The organism is Janthinobacterium sp. C22 (genome assembly GCF_057919405.1).
Window position 1 is genome coordinate 4,673,210 of the sequence record NZ_CP193659.1, and the last position, 13,343, is coordinate 4,686,552.

At 65.1% G+C, this 13,343-nt stretch carries 14 protein-coding genes and 2 pseudogenes; all 16 read left to right on the forward strand.

The genetic code is table 11. The features are described 5' to 3' along the window. The first annotated feature begins 52 nt into the window (after nt 1-52). The gene (fliF, locus tag ACRHIG_RS21835; RefSeq protein ID WP_489627883.1) at nt 53-1,789 is read left to right on the forward strand and encodes a flagellar basal-body MS-ring/collar protein FliF; all 1,737 of its coding nucleotides are present in this window, start codon (nt 53-55) and stop codon (nt 1,787-1,789) included. Beyond that, entirely contained in the window at nt 1,767-2,807 is a 1,041-nt protein-coding gene (locus ACRHIG_RS21840; RefSeq protein ID WP_475415839.1) for a flagellar motor switch protein FliG, read from the forward strand. The genes fliF and ACRHIG_RS21840 overlap by 23 nt, the downstream gene beginning before the upstream one ends. Beyond that, nucleotides 2,804-3,493, forward strand: coding sequence for a flagellar assembly protein FliH (gene fliH, locus ACRHIG_RS21845; RefSeq protein WP_076569647.1), 690 nt, complete (start codon nt 2,804-2,806; stop codon nt 3,491-3,493). The genes ACRHIG_RS21840 and fliH overlap by 4 nt, the downstream gene beginning before the upstream one ends. Then, nucleotides 3,490-4,799 (forward strand): annotated as a pseudogene (gene fliI, locus ACRHIG_RS21850) (flagellar protein export ATPase FliI). The gene fliH and the pseudogene fliI overlap by 4 nt, the downstream one beginning before the upstream one ends. Before the next feature lie 8 nt (nt 4,800-4,807). Next, on the forward strand, nt 4,808-5,245 hold the full coding sequence (locus ACRHIG_RS21855; protein WP_489627884.1) for a flagellar export protein FliJ: 438 nt from the start codon (nt 4,808-4,810) through the stop codon (nt 5,243-5,245). An 89-nt stretch (nt 5,246-5,334) separates the two neighbouring features. Further along, nucleotides 5,335-6,747 (forward strand): flagellar filament capping protein FliD, encoded by a 1,413-nt coding sequence (gene fliD, locus ACRHIG_RS21860; RefSeq protein WP_475415837.1) that lies wholly within the window; start codon nt 5,335-5,337, stop codon nt 6,745-6,747. A 50-nt stretch (nt 6,748-6,797) separates the two neighbouring features. Further along, nucleotides 6,798-7,186: pseudogene (fliS, locus tag ACRHIG_RS21865) on the forward strand (flagellar export chaperone FliS). Further along, the gene (locus tag ACRHIG_RS21870) at nt 7,179-7,496 is read left to right on the forward strand and encodes a hypothetical protein (RefSeq protein WP_475415836.1); all 318 of its coding nucleotides are present in this window, start codon (nt 7,179-7,181) and stop codon (nt 7,494-7,496) included. Before fliS ends, ACRHIG_RS21870 begins: the two are co-directional and overlap by 8 nt. Then, nucleotides 7,493-8,644: a flagellar hook-length control protein FliK gene (locus ACRHIG_RS21875; protein WP_489627885.1), complete on the forward strand. Its 1,152-nt coding sequence runs from the start codon at nt 7,493-7,495 to the stop codon at nt 8,642-8,644. Before ACRHIG_RS21870 ends, ACRHIG_RS21875 begins: the two co-directional genes overlap by 4 nt. Then, the gene (locus tag ACRHIG_RS21880; protein ID WP_489627886.1) at nt 8,644-9,120 is read left to right on the forward strand and encodes a flagellar basal body-associated FliL family protein; all 477 of its coding nucleotides are present in this window, start codon (nt 8,644-8,646) and stop codon (nt 9,118-9,120) included. Before ACRHIG_RS21875 ends, ACRHIG_RS21880 begins: the two co-directional genes overlap by 1 nt. 33 nt (nt 9,121-9,153) lie before the next feature. Continuing rightward, a complete protein-coding gene (locus ACRHIG_RS21885; RefSeq protein ID WP_326456117.1) occupies nt 9,154-9,897 on the forward strand; it encodes a FliA/WhiG family RNA polymerase sigma factor in 744 nt (247 codons plus the stop codon). 56 nt (nt 9,898-9,953) lie between these two features. After that, entirely contained in the window at nt 9,954-10,868 is a 915-nt protein-coding gene (motA, locus tag ACRHIG_RS21890; RefSeq protein ID WP_034757817.1) for a flagellar motor stator protein MotA, read from the forward strand. Next, a complete protein-coding gene (locus ACRHIG_RS21895) occupies nt 10,852-11,856 on the forward strand; it encodes a flagellar motor protein MotB (RefSeq protein ID WP_489627887.1) in 1,005 nt (334 codons plus the stop codon). Before motA ends, ACRHIG_RS21895 begins: the two co-directional genes overlap by 17 nt. Before the next feature lie 16 nt (nt 11,857-11,872). Next, a complete protein-coding gene (gene flgM / locus ACRHIG_RS21900) occupies nt 11,873-12,163 on the forward strand; it encodes a flagellar biosynthesis anti-sigma factor FlgM (RefSeq protein ID WP_100872639.1) in 291 nt (96 codons plus the stop codon). Beyond that, a complete protein-coding gene (gene flgN / locus ACRHIG_RS21905; protein WP_489627888.1) occupies nt 12,160-12,600 on the forward strand; it encodes a flagellar export chaperone FlgN in 441 nt (146 codons plus the stop codon). The genes flgM and flgN overlap by 4 nt, the downstream gene beginning before the upstream one ends. Then, a complete protein-coding gene (locus ACRHIG_RS21910; protein ID WP_489627889.1) occupies nt 12,587-13,339 on the forward strand; it encodes a glycoside hydrolase family 73 protein in 753 nt (250 codons plus the stop codon). The genes flgN and ACRHIG_RS21910 overlap by 14 nt, the downstream gene beginning before the upstream one ends. The last annotated feature ends 4 nt before the right edge of the window (nt 13,340-13,343 follow it).

Sequence of the window (13,343 nt, forward strand, 5' to 3'; positions counted from 1 at the left end):
TCCTGATCCACGCCCAGCCTCCCAGCGAAAGTTACCCCAAGTGATTACCACCATGAAGTCCGCATTTGCGCGCTGGCGCCCTGGCGCCCAGCCCGCCATCCCGCCCGCCCTGCTGAAAAACCTGGTTCCCATCGTCGTGCTGGCCATCGGCATCACCGCCATGGTGACCATGTATGCCTGGCGCGACCAGGCCAACTACAAGCCGGTGTTTGGCGCGCGCGAAAAGGTGGCCGTGACGGACATGATGGCCACGCTGGACGCCGAGCACATCCCCTACCGCCTGCATCCGGACAGCGGCCAGGTGCTGGTGCCCGACGCCATGCTGGGCAAGGTGCGCATGCTGCTCGCCTCGAAGGGCGTGACGGCGCAGCTGCCGGCCGGCCTGGAACTGATGGACAAGAATGATCCGCTGGGCGTGTCGCAATTCGTGCAGGACGTGCGCTTCCGCCGCGGCCTGGAAGGCGAACTGGCGCAAAGCATCATGACGATGGACGCGATCGCTTCGGCGCGCGTCCATCTGTCGATCGCCAAGTCGACCTCGTTCGTCGCCAGCGATGGCGACAAATCGTCCGCCTCCGTGGTGGTGGCGCTGAAACCGGGCCGCACCCTGGCGCCGGAACAGATCGCCGCCGTCATCAACATGGTGGCCGGCAGCGTCGCCAGCCTGGCGCCCACGCGCGTGAGCCTGGTCGACCAGGGCGGCAACCTGCTGTCCTCGCACGTCGACCTGACGGACGGTTTCGATGCGTCGGCCGCCGGCAATGAAGGCGCGAAACGTTTCCAGGATGAAATCCGCCGCAACGTCACGGGCTTGCTCGGCCCCGTCATCGGCGAAGACAACTTCAAGCTCAGCGTGACGGCCGCCGTGAACAACGACCGCGTGGACGAAACGCTGGAAAAATACGGCGAAGCCCCGAAAGTGACGAGCGAAGCGATGCGCGAAGAGCAGGAACGCAACCGCACCGTGGCCGGCATTCCCGGCAGCCTGTCGAACCGTCCGCCTGCGGCCGCCGTGCCGGCACCGGCCGACGCCGCCGGCGCCGCGCCCGCCGATGGCGCACCGAAGCCATCCGACGACGGCACGGCCCGCAAGAACGCCACCACGCGCCAGTACGCGTACGACCGCAGCATCACGCAGATCAAGCGCAGCCGCGGCCGCCTGGAAAAACTCAGCGTCGCCGTCGTTCTCAACAGTGCCGCCGCGCCGAATCCGAAAACGGGCTGGACCCCTGCCGAACTGGGCAATATTGAAAAAATGCTCAACAGCGGCCTGGGCATCAACGCCCAGCGCGGCGACAGCCTGAGCCTGACGGCGCTGGCCTTCCCTGCCAAGCCGCCCGTGGCGCAGTGGTGGGAAGAGCGCGACACCGTCGTCGATTTCAGCGGCTGGCTGCTGTACGCACTGGGCGCCGTGCTCGGCTACTTCCTGATCCTGCGTCCGCTGCTGCGCCTGCTGACCTCGCGCCTGGCGCCGCCGCCACTGAAACAGCTCGATCCAGCCCTGGCACTGGGCGGCAGCAGCGCCGCCGCCGGCGCCAATGGCGTGGCCGCAGCCGGCGCGCCGGCCTTGGGCGTAAATGGCAGCCCGCTGGCGCTCGAAGGCGAGGCCGCCGCCGGCAACAGCATGCCGGTGGTGCCGCTGCTGGAAAATTATGACTTGCCGCCACCGGGCTCGGCGGTCGACGTGATGGTCGACCACCTGAAAGTGCTGGCGGAAAAAGAACCCGAGCGTGTCGCCGAAGTCGTCAAACAATGGATGCAGAAAAATGGCCGAACTCAACAACAATAATCCCTCCGACGGCGCAGAGTACGAAAGCGTCAGCCTGACTCCCGTGGAACAGGCCGCTATCGTGCTGCTGAGCATAGGCGAAGAACAGGCCGCCAATGTGCTGCGCTGCCTGTCGCGTGAAGAATTGCTGGAAGTCACGCAAGTGATGTCGCGCATGAGCGGCATCAAGGTCGAATCCGTGAAAACGGCCATGCAGACCTTCTTCGACGACTACCGCCAGCAAAGCGGCGTGCATGGCGCCTCGCGCAGCTACCTGAAGCGTTCGCTGGACATGGCGCTGGGCAGCGATATCGCAAATAGCGTGCTCAACAACATTTACGGTGACGCCATCCGTCCCAAAATGGCGCGCCTGCAGTGGGCCTCGCCAAAGTGGCTGGCCGAATACATCGTCAACGAGCACGTGCAGATGCAAGCCGTGTTCCTGGCCTTCCTGCCGCCCGCGCTGGCCGGCCAGATCCTCGACGCCCTGCCCGCCGAAGGCCGCGACCTGGTCTTGCTGAACCTGGCGCGCCTGGACGAGATCGACCGCGACCTGCTGGTCGAGCTCGACGAGCTGGTGGGCCGTTGCCTGGGCACGCTCGACACGCAAAGCACCAGCGTCGAAGGCATCCGCCAGGCGGCCGAGATTCTCAACCGCATGCCGGGCAACCGCGCCGCGCTGGTCGAACTGCTGCGCGCGCACGACCCGGACGTCGTCTCGGAAATCGAACTGAGCATGTACGACTTCCTGATCCTGGCCACGCAGAGCGATGTCACGCTCACGCGCATCCTGGAAGACGTGCCGATGGAACAGTGGGCCATTGCACTGAAGGGCGCGGAACCGTCGATCCGCGACGCCGTGCTGAAGACCATGCCGCGCCGCCAGGCACAGAGCTTCGAAGACATGATGCGCCGTTCCGGTCCCGTGCCGCTGTCGCGCATCGAACAGACGCGCCAGGAAATCATGGCCACCGTCAAGGGCCTCGCCGATGCGGGCGAGATCGAAGTGCAGTTGTTTGCTGAAGCGGTGATCGAATGAAACACTTCCGCTCGTATCGTTTCCCGCCCCTGTCGCAATTCATCGCCGCCGGCCAGCGCGCCGCCAGCGAGGACACGGACGGCCAGTGGCAGGCATCCGTCTCGGAAGGCTTCGAGCAGGGCCAGCGCGACGGCTACGAAGTGGGCCTGGTGCAAGGCCAGCAGGACGGCTATGACGCCGGGCGCAGCGATGGCATGGCGCAGGGCCGCGAAGAAGGCCGCAATGAAACCCTGGTGGCGCTGGACCGCCTGGCCCGCCCCGTCGACGCCATCCTGCGCGACCTGAAGAAAGTGCGCGCCGATTACCGCGAAGCGCAGCGCAAGGAAGTGGTCGACCTGGTGGCCAAGGTGGCGCGCCAGGTGATCCGCGCGGAACTGGCGCTGCAGCCGGTGCAATTGCTGGCCCTGGTCGACGAGACCCTGGCGTCGATGCCGCCTACGCGCGAGGAAATCGACGTCTTCCTCAATCCGGAAGAATTGAAACGCATCAGCGAACTCGATCCGAAGCGCGCCAAGCGCTGGAACCTGATCGCCGACGCGCGCCTCGACGCGGGCGAATGCCGCATCAAGGCGGGCGACAATGAAGTCGACGCCGGCTGCCATCAGCGCCTGTCGGCCTGCATGGAACAGGTCAGCAGCCACCTGGCGCTGGCCGCCGAACACGCGGACCAGGGCGCGCCTGCATGATCGCCGACACGCTGCGCAGCTTCGAGATCGGCGATATCCCGGTCGCGACACCGACCGGCCGCCTGGTCGGCGCTTCCGGCCTGCTGCTGGAAAGCGCCGGCTGCCGCCTGCACACGGGCCAGCGTTGTCAGATTGAAACTGTGAGCGGCGAGTGGCTCGATGCGCAAGTCGTCGGTTTCCGCGAAAAACTGTCCTACCTGATGCCGTTCAAGAAGGCGACGGGCCTGACCACGGGCGCCAGAGTCCTGCCCCTGCCCGACAAGGCCAGCCTGCAGATCGGCCCCTCGTGGCTGGGCCGCATGGTCAACGGCCTGGGCGAGCCGATCGACGACCTGGGCCGCCTCGGCGGCGAACACGTCCTGAAGTGACGCCGCCGAAAATCAATCCACTGAAGAAACAACCGGTCGTCGAGCCGCTGGACGTGGGCGTGCGGGCGATTAACAGCATGCTGACCTTGGGCAAGGGCCAGCGCGTGGGCCTGATGGCCGGCTCCGGCGTGGGCAAGAGCGTGCTGCTGGGCCTGATCACGCGCCAGACGGTGGCCGACGTCGTCGTCGTCGGTCTGATCGGGGAACGGGGCCGCGAAGTGCGCGAATTCGTGGAAAAGTCGCTCGGTGCCGAAGGCTTGAAAAAGGCCGTGCTGGTGATCGCGCCGGCCGACGAATCGCCCTTGATGCGCATCATGGCCACCGAACTGTGCCATTCGATCGCCGCGCATTTCCGCGACCAGGGCAAGCACGTGCTGCTGCTGGTCGACTCGCTCACGCGCTATGCAATGGCCTTGCGCGAAGTGGCGCTGGCCCTGGGCGAGCCGCCGGCCACGCGCGGCTATCCGCCGTCCGTGTTTTCGAACCTGCCGCAACTGGTGGAAAGCGCCGGCAACGGCGCCCACCTTGACGGCAGCATGAGCGCCATCTACACGGTGCTGGCCGAAGGCGACGACCAGCAGGACCCCGTGGTCGACACGGCGCGCGCGATTCTCGACGGCCACATCGTGCTCACGCGCGAACTGGCCGAGCGGGGCCACTACCCCGCCATCGACATCGCCGCCTCGATCAGCCGCTGCATGGCGCAGGTGATCACGCCCGGGCACATGCAGGCGGCGCGCGCGCTGAAAGCGTCGATGGCGCGCCATGCGCGCGTGCGCGACCTGATCCCGCTGGGCGCCTACGTGCCCGGCGCCGATCCGATCACCGACCGCGCCGTGCAGCTGCACGCGCCCATCGAAGCCTTCCTGTGCCAGGGCACGAAGGAAGAGGCGCCGATGGGACCGTGCATCGAACAACTTGAACAGATCATGGCCTAGGAGCATACGTGAGCGACGCGCATACCATCCGCAACCTGACCACCCTGGTCGGCCTGCGCAGCACCGAAGTGGAACGCCTGCAAAGCGAAATGGCGGCGCAGACGGCCGTGCGCGAGCGCTACCAGAAGAACCTGGAGCGCCTGACGGGCCTGTACACGGATAGCGGCCCCAGCGGCGCCCTGCCCCTGGCCCTGTCCGTCAATTGCGGCAACTTCAAGCAGGCGGTGATGCAGATGGCCGACCAGCACCGTACCGACCTGCATTTGCACGAAGCCAACATGGCCGTTTCGCAACGCGCGCTGAATACGGCCTGGGCCAAGCGCGAGGTGCTGGACCAGGTGCTGACGCAAAAACAAAAGCATGTTGCAAATGAGCAACACCGAGTTGATGCCAAGCGACAAGACGAGCTGGCGACGCAATTCTGGTTCCGCGGGCAGGTAAAATGAGGCTTGTGTAAGTTTCTTTCAGGAAAACTTCACGAAACGGGAATGGGGGTCGCCTTGTACCGGTATATCCCTTTATTCAGGAGTCTGGCATGGCAAACGCAATTACCGCACCACGATACGATCCGCTCGTCACAGCAGAACAACTGGCAACCAAATCGGTCGCGGCGCAAAAGGCAGCCCTGGCGGCTCAGACCACGCTGGCCAACAACACCACTAGCGCGCTGAGCAGCCTGAAATCGGCCATCTCGGCATTCCAGCTGGCGATGACGACCATGACGTCCAGCAAATCCGTGCTGAGCCAGTCCGCCACCTTCAGCAATACCGCGTATGGCACGGCCACGGCCGGCATCAAGGCGGCGCCGGGCAGCTATGCGTTCTTTGTCGAACAACTGGCCACGGCCAGCCAGACTTCGTATGGCGGCTTGAGCAGCACCACGCCCGCCAACGGCGGCAACATGACCATCCGCATCGGCGACCCGCTGGCCGCTGTCACGGCCGACAACGCCTTCGACATCGACCTGGCAGCCGCCAACAAGGATGGCGACGCCTACCTGACGCCACAGGAGCTCGCCGCCGCCATCAATGGCAACAGCAAGAATAACGCGCGCGTCACCGCTTCCGTCATCAATATCGGCAGCCAGGCGCAACTGGTGCTGACGTCGAATCTCACGGGCGTGGCCAATGCCGTCTCGATCGACACCGGCAGCGTGACGGATCCGGCGCTGCAGACGGCGCTGCAGAGCGACATGAAAAGCCTCGTGGCACCCAAGGATGCCATCGTCTGGCTGGGTGCCCAGGGCACCGGCACCAAGATCACCCAGGCATCGAACACGTTTACCAACGTGCCCGACGTGAAAATGACGTTCACCAAGGCCATGACGGCAGGCGAGAATCCCCTGACCGTGACCGTCGGCACCGACAGTGCCGGCACCATCGCCAACGTGCAAGCCTTCGTCGACGCCTACAACAAGCTGAAAAGCGTGATGGATGGCCTGGCCAGCCCCGGCAATCCGGAGAAAAATATCGCCGCCGGCATCTTTGCCCACGACTCCGGCCTGAACGCCCTGCGCAGCAGCATGGGCGATGCCTTGCGCCTGAACGTCGATGGCGTATCGCTGGTGGCGTACGGCATTACCGCCCAGCGCGACGGTACGATCAGCCTGAATACGGCCAAGCTGACGGCCAAGCTGGCGGACAATCCAGGCGGCCTGGACAAGCTGTTCGGCAACAACAGCCTGTCGGCCCCTGCCGGCGTGCTCGGCGGCCTGGACAAGGTGCTGGGCCAGTGGAGCAATGTCACCAAAGGCCAGATCACCCAGCGCATGGCAGCGACGGACAAGTTGCAGAAAAGCCTGGCCAAGAGCAGCGAGCGTCTGACCAACCAGTACAACACGGCGTACACCCGTTTCCTGGATCAGTATTCCCGCCTGCAAGTATTGCAGGAACAAATGACGCGGAATTCCGACATGTTCGATGCCATGTTCAGTAACGACAAATCCTAAGGCGGACGTGCCAGCCGCGCCGCCACAGTTAACATAGCGAGAAGATAACAATGTTGAACAATGAAGCTTACGGCAGCTACCACGCCGTCAACCTGGACTCCCAGACCGCCCGCGCCACACCGGTCGAACTGGTACTGGTGCTGACGGACGGCCTGCTGGAAGAACTGGCGCGCGCGCGCGGCATATCGTGGGCAAGCGCTACGAGCAGAAGGCGATCAGCCTGGACAAGTGCACGCAAATCATCAATGGTTTGTCGAGCTCGCTCGATTTCGACAATGGCGGCGAGGTGGTGGTCAATCTGGCGCGCCTGTACGACTACTGCGTGGCGCGCCTGTACACGGCCGGCATCAAGCTCGACCCGACGCTGATCGACGAAGTGACGACCTTGATGACCACCATCAAGCGCGGCTGGGTGGGCGTCCAGGCCAACAATGCCTAGGCGCGCCGCGCTGCAGCAGCTGAGCCGGCAATTGAGCGCGGCGCTTGCCGAGCCGGACTGGGCGGCGATGGAAAAACTCTCGGCCAGCCTGGCGAAAAACATCCCGCTGCTGGCCGAACGTGGCGCATGGACTGCGCTGGAACAAACAGAATTGTTGCAATTGCGCAAAATTCACGCGCAAGCGGTTAAAATTTGCTCTGAGGAAAAAGAACGCCTGGGCTTACACCTGGGTGCATTACAGGCAAATAAGGAAGGTTGGGTCGCCTACGCCGCGCTCGGCGAATACGACTCGGACGGGAATCAAGCATGATCATGAACTTCAACACGGCGCCGGCCGCTCCGGCACGGGCGGCCCCAGCCGCACCTGCACCAGCACCGGCGCCAGCGCCTTCCCAGGCCGCCGCCTTGCCCGGCGCGCCAGGCTATGGCGGCAATGGCGCCGCCCCCGCCGCCCTGCCCCTGTTTGCGCAGGTGCTCGACGTGACGGGCGTGGACAAGGCCGACGCCGGCACGCCCGCGCCCGCCAAGGACGGCGATGCCGAGAGCCAGGCCGATGGCAGCCTGCCGGCCATGGCCGCCCCCGTCATCGGCTTGCCGGTGACGATGCTGCCGCCAACGGATGCGGCCGCGGCCGAAGCGCGCGCCAGCGCGCAGGCACAGACACAAGCGCAGGCGAATGTGGCTCAAGCGAACCCGGCACTCAACATCAGCCTGCATCCGGCGGCGGTCACCCTGAACGCGGCTGCGCCGGCAACGCCGCAAGCGGCAGGCCGCGACACGCGCGAACCGCTGGCCGCCGCCAATCCGGCGACAGCCGCCAAAGGCAGTGCGCCGGCGCAGCCGTTCGAATCGCTGCTGCAGCAGAGCACGCCGGTGACTGCCGCCGCCCCTGCCGTCACCGCGTTCACCGCGCGCGAAGGCGAACGCGGCGCCGCGGCGCCGGTCGCGCCCAACCTGGGCCTGGCGGGCGCGGTGGCCAACACCGCCACGGCGGCCCCGGCCGGCGACACCATCAAACTCAACGGTCCAGCCCAGCAGTGGCAGGAACCGCTGCGCGAAGCGCTGGGCGAACGCCTGCAGACGCAGATCGGCCGCAACAGCGAACACGCGACGATCCGCCTCGAGCCGCCCATGCTGGGCCGGATTGAAATTTCCATCCGCCACACGGCCGGCGCGCTGCAGGTAAACGTCACGGCATCGAACTCGGAAGTGTTGCGCCAGCTGCAAGGCATCGGCGAAAACATGCGCAGCGACCTGGCGCAGCGCCAGTACACCGACGTGGCCGTGAATATCAGCGCCACCCCGCGCAGCCCCGCCGCCCAGGCGTTTGCCGAAGGCGATGCGCGCGGCCAGCGTCAGCCGGGCCGCCAGCAGGACGATGCCGAACCGGGCCGCGCCCTGTCCGACGGCAGCACTGCCGCCACCACTTACGCCATGCACGAGCGAGAGAGCGCCTGATGAATATGAAAATGAAACTGATCGCCGGCTTTGTCGGCGTGGCCGTGCTGGCCGCCGGCGCGGCTGGCGGCGCCATGTGGTACCTGGCCAAGCCGGTCGCCGGCCATGCCGATGCCGCCGAAGCGAAAGCCCCGCCGCCGCCCGCCACGGGCAAGAAGGCGCGCAAGTTCATCACGCTGGACAAGGTCATCGTGATGCTGCGCCGCGGCCCCGGCGAAGGCGACACGCATTACCTGTCGGCCGACCTGGTGATCGCCACCACCGAGGAAAAGGAAAAGCTGACCAAGGATCACTTGCCGCTGATGCGCTCGATCGCCGTCAGCACCCTGTCGAGTTTCCCGCTGGACAAGGCGCAAACCATGACCGTGGAACAGTATGCCGAGCAGATCAACAAGGCCTTCAATGTCAGCTACGAGCGCGAACAGATGGAAAAGCCGTTCACCGAAGTCATGGTCGGCAAGCTGATCATTGAATAAGCCAACACGCCAGCCGACCTAGTGGGAGATCCCTTGGCCTATGTAGAGCAATACCAGGAAGCGTATGGCGCCGGCGAATATGCCGCCGCCAGCGCTTGCGCGGCCGTGCTCAGCGTTGCTGAAGAGCAACAACATCTGGTGGCGTACTCCCCGCTGGTGAAACGCATCGTGCGCCAGCTCAATTCGCAGGTGTCGGGCGCCATCGACCGCGACGACATGGAACAGATCGGCCTGATGGGCCTGCTCGAAGCCCTGCGCCGCTACGGCGTGCCGGACCAGTCTTTCGGCAGCTATGCCAGTCTGCGCATCCGCGGCGCCATCCTCGATGAACTGCGGCGCCAGGACTGGCGCCCGCGCGCCGTGCGCCAGGAAAGCCACCGCCTGCGCGACAGCGTGCGCGCCCTGACCCGGCGCCTGGGACGCGAGCCGCAGGAAGCGGAAATCATGGCAGCCCTGAAGTTGACGCCGGAAGCCTTCCAGGAATATCAATTGGCGGAAAACGCCGAGCTGATCGCCAGTTTCGACGAAGTGCTGCAGGAAAGCCTGGGACAGGCCGACAGCGCACCGAGCCCGGAAGAGCAATTGATGGTGCGGCGCAGCCTGGAACAAGCGCTGCGCGCGCTGGACGAACGCGAGCAGCGCGTGATCCAGATGTATTACGAATTCGAACTGAGCTACAAAGAAATAGCCGCCGTACTGGACCTGAGCGACGCCCGCGTCTGCCAGCTCAACAAGACGGCGCTGGGCAAGATGAAAGCCATGCTGCAAGACGCATAAGTTTCAGCACTATCCATCAAATTGACGCAGCACAATGACGCAGAAAGGCAGTTGACATGGTAATTATCGGTATCTTAATCGTGATGGGGTGTGTATTCGGAGGCTTCGCCCTGATGGGCGGCACCGTCCACGCGATCTGGCAACCGGTCGAGCTGATCATCATCATCGGCGCCGCCGTCGGCGCCCTGGTGCTGGGCAACCCCAAGCATGTACTCGGCGAAATGCTGCACCAGATGCGCAAGATCGTCACGCACAAGAAGCAAGGCTCGGAATTCCAGCGCCAGTTGCTGCTGCTGATGTATGAACTGCTGCAAACGGCCGCCGGCGGCCTGAAGGCGCTCGACGCCCACGTCGAGGCGCCGCGCGAAAGCGCCCTGTTCCAGCGCTATCCGCTGGTGCTGGAAGAGCCGAAGCTGCTCGCCTTCATCGTCGACAACTTCCGTTTGATGGCGATGGGCAAGATCAACGCGCATGAACTCGAAGGCGTGCTGGAACAGGAACTGGAAGCCATCCACGACGAACTGCTGCAACCGTCGAAGTCGCTGCACAAGATCGCCGAAGCCATGCCCGGCTTCGGTATTCTGGCCGCCGTGCTGGGCATCGTGATGGCCATGAATTCCGTGGCCGACGGCGCCGATGCGGCGGAGATCTCGGAAAAAGTGGGCGCCGCCATGGTCGGCACCTTCATCGGCATCTTCTTTTGCTACGGCGTGCTCGATCCGATGTGCAACATGATGAAACAGCTGGTGGGCGAGGAAGGCTCGACCATGGAATGCGTGAAGGTCGTGCTGGTGACGCACGTGGCGGGCAAGCCGCCCCTGCTGGCCATCGATGCGGGCCGCCGCCTGGTGCAACTGAACATCAAGCCGAGCTTCGCCCAGCTGGAAAGCTGGATCAATGCGCTGGAAGATGGCGGCGCCGAACAAGAGCAAGGCCAAGGCCGGGGAGGCCGCCGTGCTAAAGCCGCATGAGAAACATGAACAGGCCATCATCAAGCGTGCCGGACGCAAGCACGACGACGATGGCCATGGCGGCGCCTGGAAAGTAGCGTTCGCCGACTTTTGCCTGGCCCTGCTGTCGCTGTTCCTCGTGCTGTGGCTGATGGCCGCGCGCGAGCAGCAGGCGATGAAGGAAATCATGATGGATGCATCGGCCAGCAGCCGCCAGGGCGAAGGCCAGGGCGTCATGCCGGAACAGAGCGGCGGTCCCCGTGGCAGCCTCATCGAGCGCTTCCCCATGCCCCGCAAGGGCTCGGGCGACACGCGCACGGAAGGCAAGCAGACGCAGGACGGCAAGGCCGGAGCAGCGCCGCAAAACCAGACGAAAGTGAGCTACCAGTCGCCGGAAGACTTGCTGAGCCTGTCGCGCGCGCTCGACAAGCTCAGCGACGAAGCGGGATTGAAGAGCAACCTGCAATCGGTGATCACGCCGTACGGCTTGCGCGTCATGCTGCACGATACGGACAAGCAAGGCATGTTCGTGCGCGGCAGCGCCGTGCCGACCGACCGTTTCCGCAAGCTGTTGCGCCAGATGGGTCCCGTGTTTGCGCAAATGGACAACCAGATGCTGATCGTCGGCCACACGGACTCGATGCAATACGCTAATACTGGCTATGAAGGCTTTTCGAACTGGACCCTGTCGGCCAACCGCGCCATGTCGGCGCGCGCACAATTGCTGATCGGCAGCATGAGTCCGGACAGCGTGCTGCAAGTGGTGGGCATGGCCGACCGCGCGCCGCTGGACGTGAAAAATGCCAGCGCCGGCATCAACCGCCGCATCGAACTGTTAATATTGACGCGTGGCCAGGCCGACAGCATCGCCGCCATGTTCGGCATGGCCGGACAAAAACCGCAAGGCGAGGAGCTGCAGGTGGGTGAGCCGGACTCGGGCACCTTGCAGCGCCTGCGCGACAAACTGGGCCTGCCCGCAAAGAAGGAACGGGACGAGCATGCAAATTAAGGGCAAGGGACAACGTATGAAAATCTCCTCCGGCAATACCGGCGCCGCCGTGCGCAGCAGCGCCGTCGCGCCGGCCGAGGCGATCGCCGAGAACGCGGGCGCCGCGGGCGCCATGGCCGGCTCGTCGGCCGGGGCGGAACTGCAATCGGCCGTGCTGCAACCGGCCATGGCCGCCCTGCGCGCCATGCCCGAGATCGACCACGAGCGCGTAGCCATGCTGCGCGATGCGCTGGCCAAGGGCGAATTGCCGTTCGATCCATCGAAGCTGGCAGGCTTGATCCAGCGTTTCCACGGCGGCGAATCGTGACCCCACCGCGCAAGGGCATCACGCGCCAGGAAGCCGTGCGCCGCGTGCTGCTAGGCATGACGGAAGACCGCGCCGGCTATGCCGCCCTGCAAACCTTATTGGAAGAGCAATTCCAGGCCACCCTGCAGCACCAGAGCGCCCGGCTGACGGCGCTGGCCGACCAGGTCATCGCCGCCGTCGAACCGCTCGACGCGCGCCGCCGGCAACGGGTCAGCCTGGTCACTGCCCTGCTGGGCCCGCAAGGCGATATGGCACAATTGTTTGCGTTGTTGCAAGAAGACGCGCGCAGCAAGGCCCAGGCTGAGTGGGCCGCGCTCGAGCAGATGGTGCTCGAATGCAAGCGCCTGAATGCCCGCAACAGCGATTTATTAACAGAGCAGTACAGCATCATGCAGCGCGTGCTGCATGGCGAGGAAGATACGTATGCGCCAGGCTGATTTCCTGACCACCCGCGCCACGGCGGCGACGCCATCGACGGCGGCGACCCATGCCGTGCAAAGCAATATGCGCGCCACCGAATCCGCCGCCTCCGGCGGCAGCTTTGGCAGCGTGTTCCGGCAAGTGCAGGGCGAAGTAGCCCGCTTCATCGAACAGGGCGGCGGCAACGCCACCAGCCTGAGCCCGCAAGGACGCGCCTACCTGGAGCAGAGCCAGCCCGTGAATGTGCTGGGCGCCATCAGTCAGGGCGGCGATATCGGTGAAACGCAGCAGCAATTCCTCGCCTCGATCAAGCCATGGACGCAGGAAACGGGCGCGCGCCTGGGCGTGGCGCCGGAAATCGTTGCCGCCCACGCGGCGCTGGAATCAGGCTGGGGCCAGCGTCCGCTGCGCCAGGGCACGGGCGCGGATACGAATAACTTGTTCGGCATCAAGGCCGGCGGGAAATGGCAGGGCGACGTGGCCAGCAATGTCACCACCGAATACGAAGCGGGCAGCGGCACGGCCCTGAAGAAAACGGAGCGCTTCCGCAGCTACCCGGACCAGGCCAGCGCCTTCCGCGACTATGCGCAGGTGTTGCTCGACAACCCGCGCTACCGCGCCGCCCTGAACACGGGCGCCGATGCGGGCGCCTTCGCGCAAGGCCTGGCGCGCGGCGGCTATGCCACCGATCCCAACTACGCCGCCAAGCTGACTCAGCTGGCGACACGGCTGCAGCGCACGGCCGCCGCCGAGTAAGTTT

Coding starts and splice junctions, on each gene's coding strand:
- ACRHIG_RS21870 (WP_475415836.1), top strand. CDS start 7,179: ATGCCTAGGCGCGCCGCGCTGCAGCAGCTGAGCCGGCAATTGAGCGCG.
- ACRHIG_RS21880 (WP_489627886.1), top strand. CDS start 8,644: ATGAATATGAAAATGAAACTGATCGCCGGCTTTGTCGGCGTGGCCGTG.
- motA (WP_034757817.1), top strand. CDS start 9,954: ATGGTAATTATCGGTATCTTAATCGTGATGGGGTGTGTATTCGGAGGC.
- fliH (WP_076569647.1), top strand. CDS start 2,804: ATGAAACACTTCCGCTCGTATCGTTTCCCGCCCCTGTCGCAATTCATC.
- flgM (WP_100872639.1), top strand. CDS start 11,873: ATGAAAATCTCCTCCGGCAATACCGGCGCCGCCGTGCGCAGCAGCGCC.
- fliD (WP_475415837.1), top strand. CDS start 5,335: ATGGCAAACGCAATTACCGCACCACGATACGATCCGCTCGTCACAGCA.
- ACRHIG_RS21840 (WP_475415839.1), top strand. CDS start 1,767: ATGGCCGAACTCAACAACAATAATCCCTCCGACGGCGCAGAGTACGAA.
- ACRHIG_RS21875 (WP_489627885.1), top strand. CDS start 7,493: ATGATCATGAACTTCAACACGGCGCCGGCCGCTCCGGCACGGGCGGCC.
- fliF (WP_489627883.1), top strand. CDS start 53: ATGAAGTCCGCATTTGCGCGCTGGCGCCCTGGCGCCCAGCCCGCCATC.
- ACRHIG_RS21910 (WP_489627889.1), top strand. CDS start 12,587: ATGCGCCAGGCTGATTTCCTGACCACCCGCGCCACGGCGGCGACGCCA.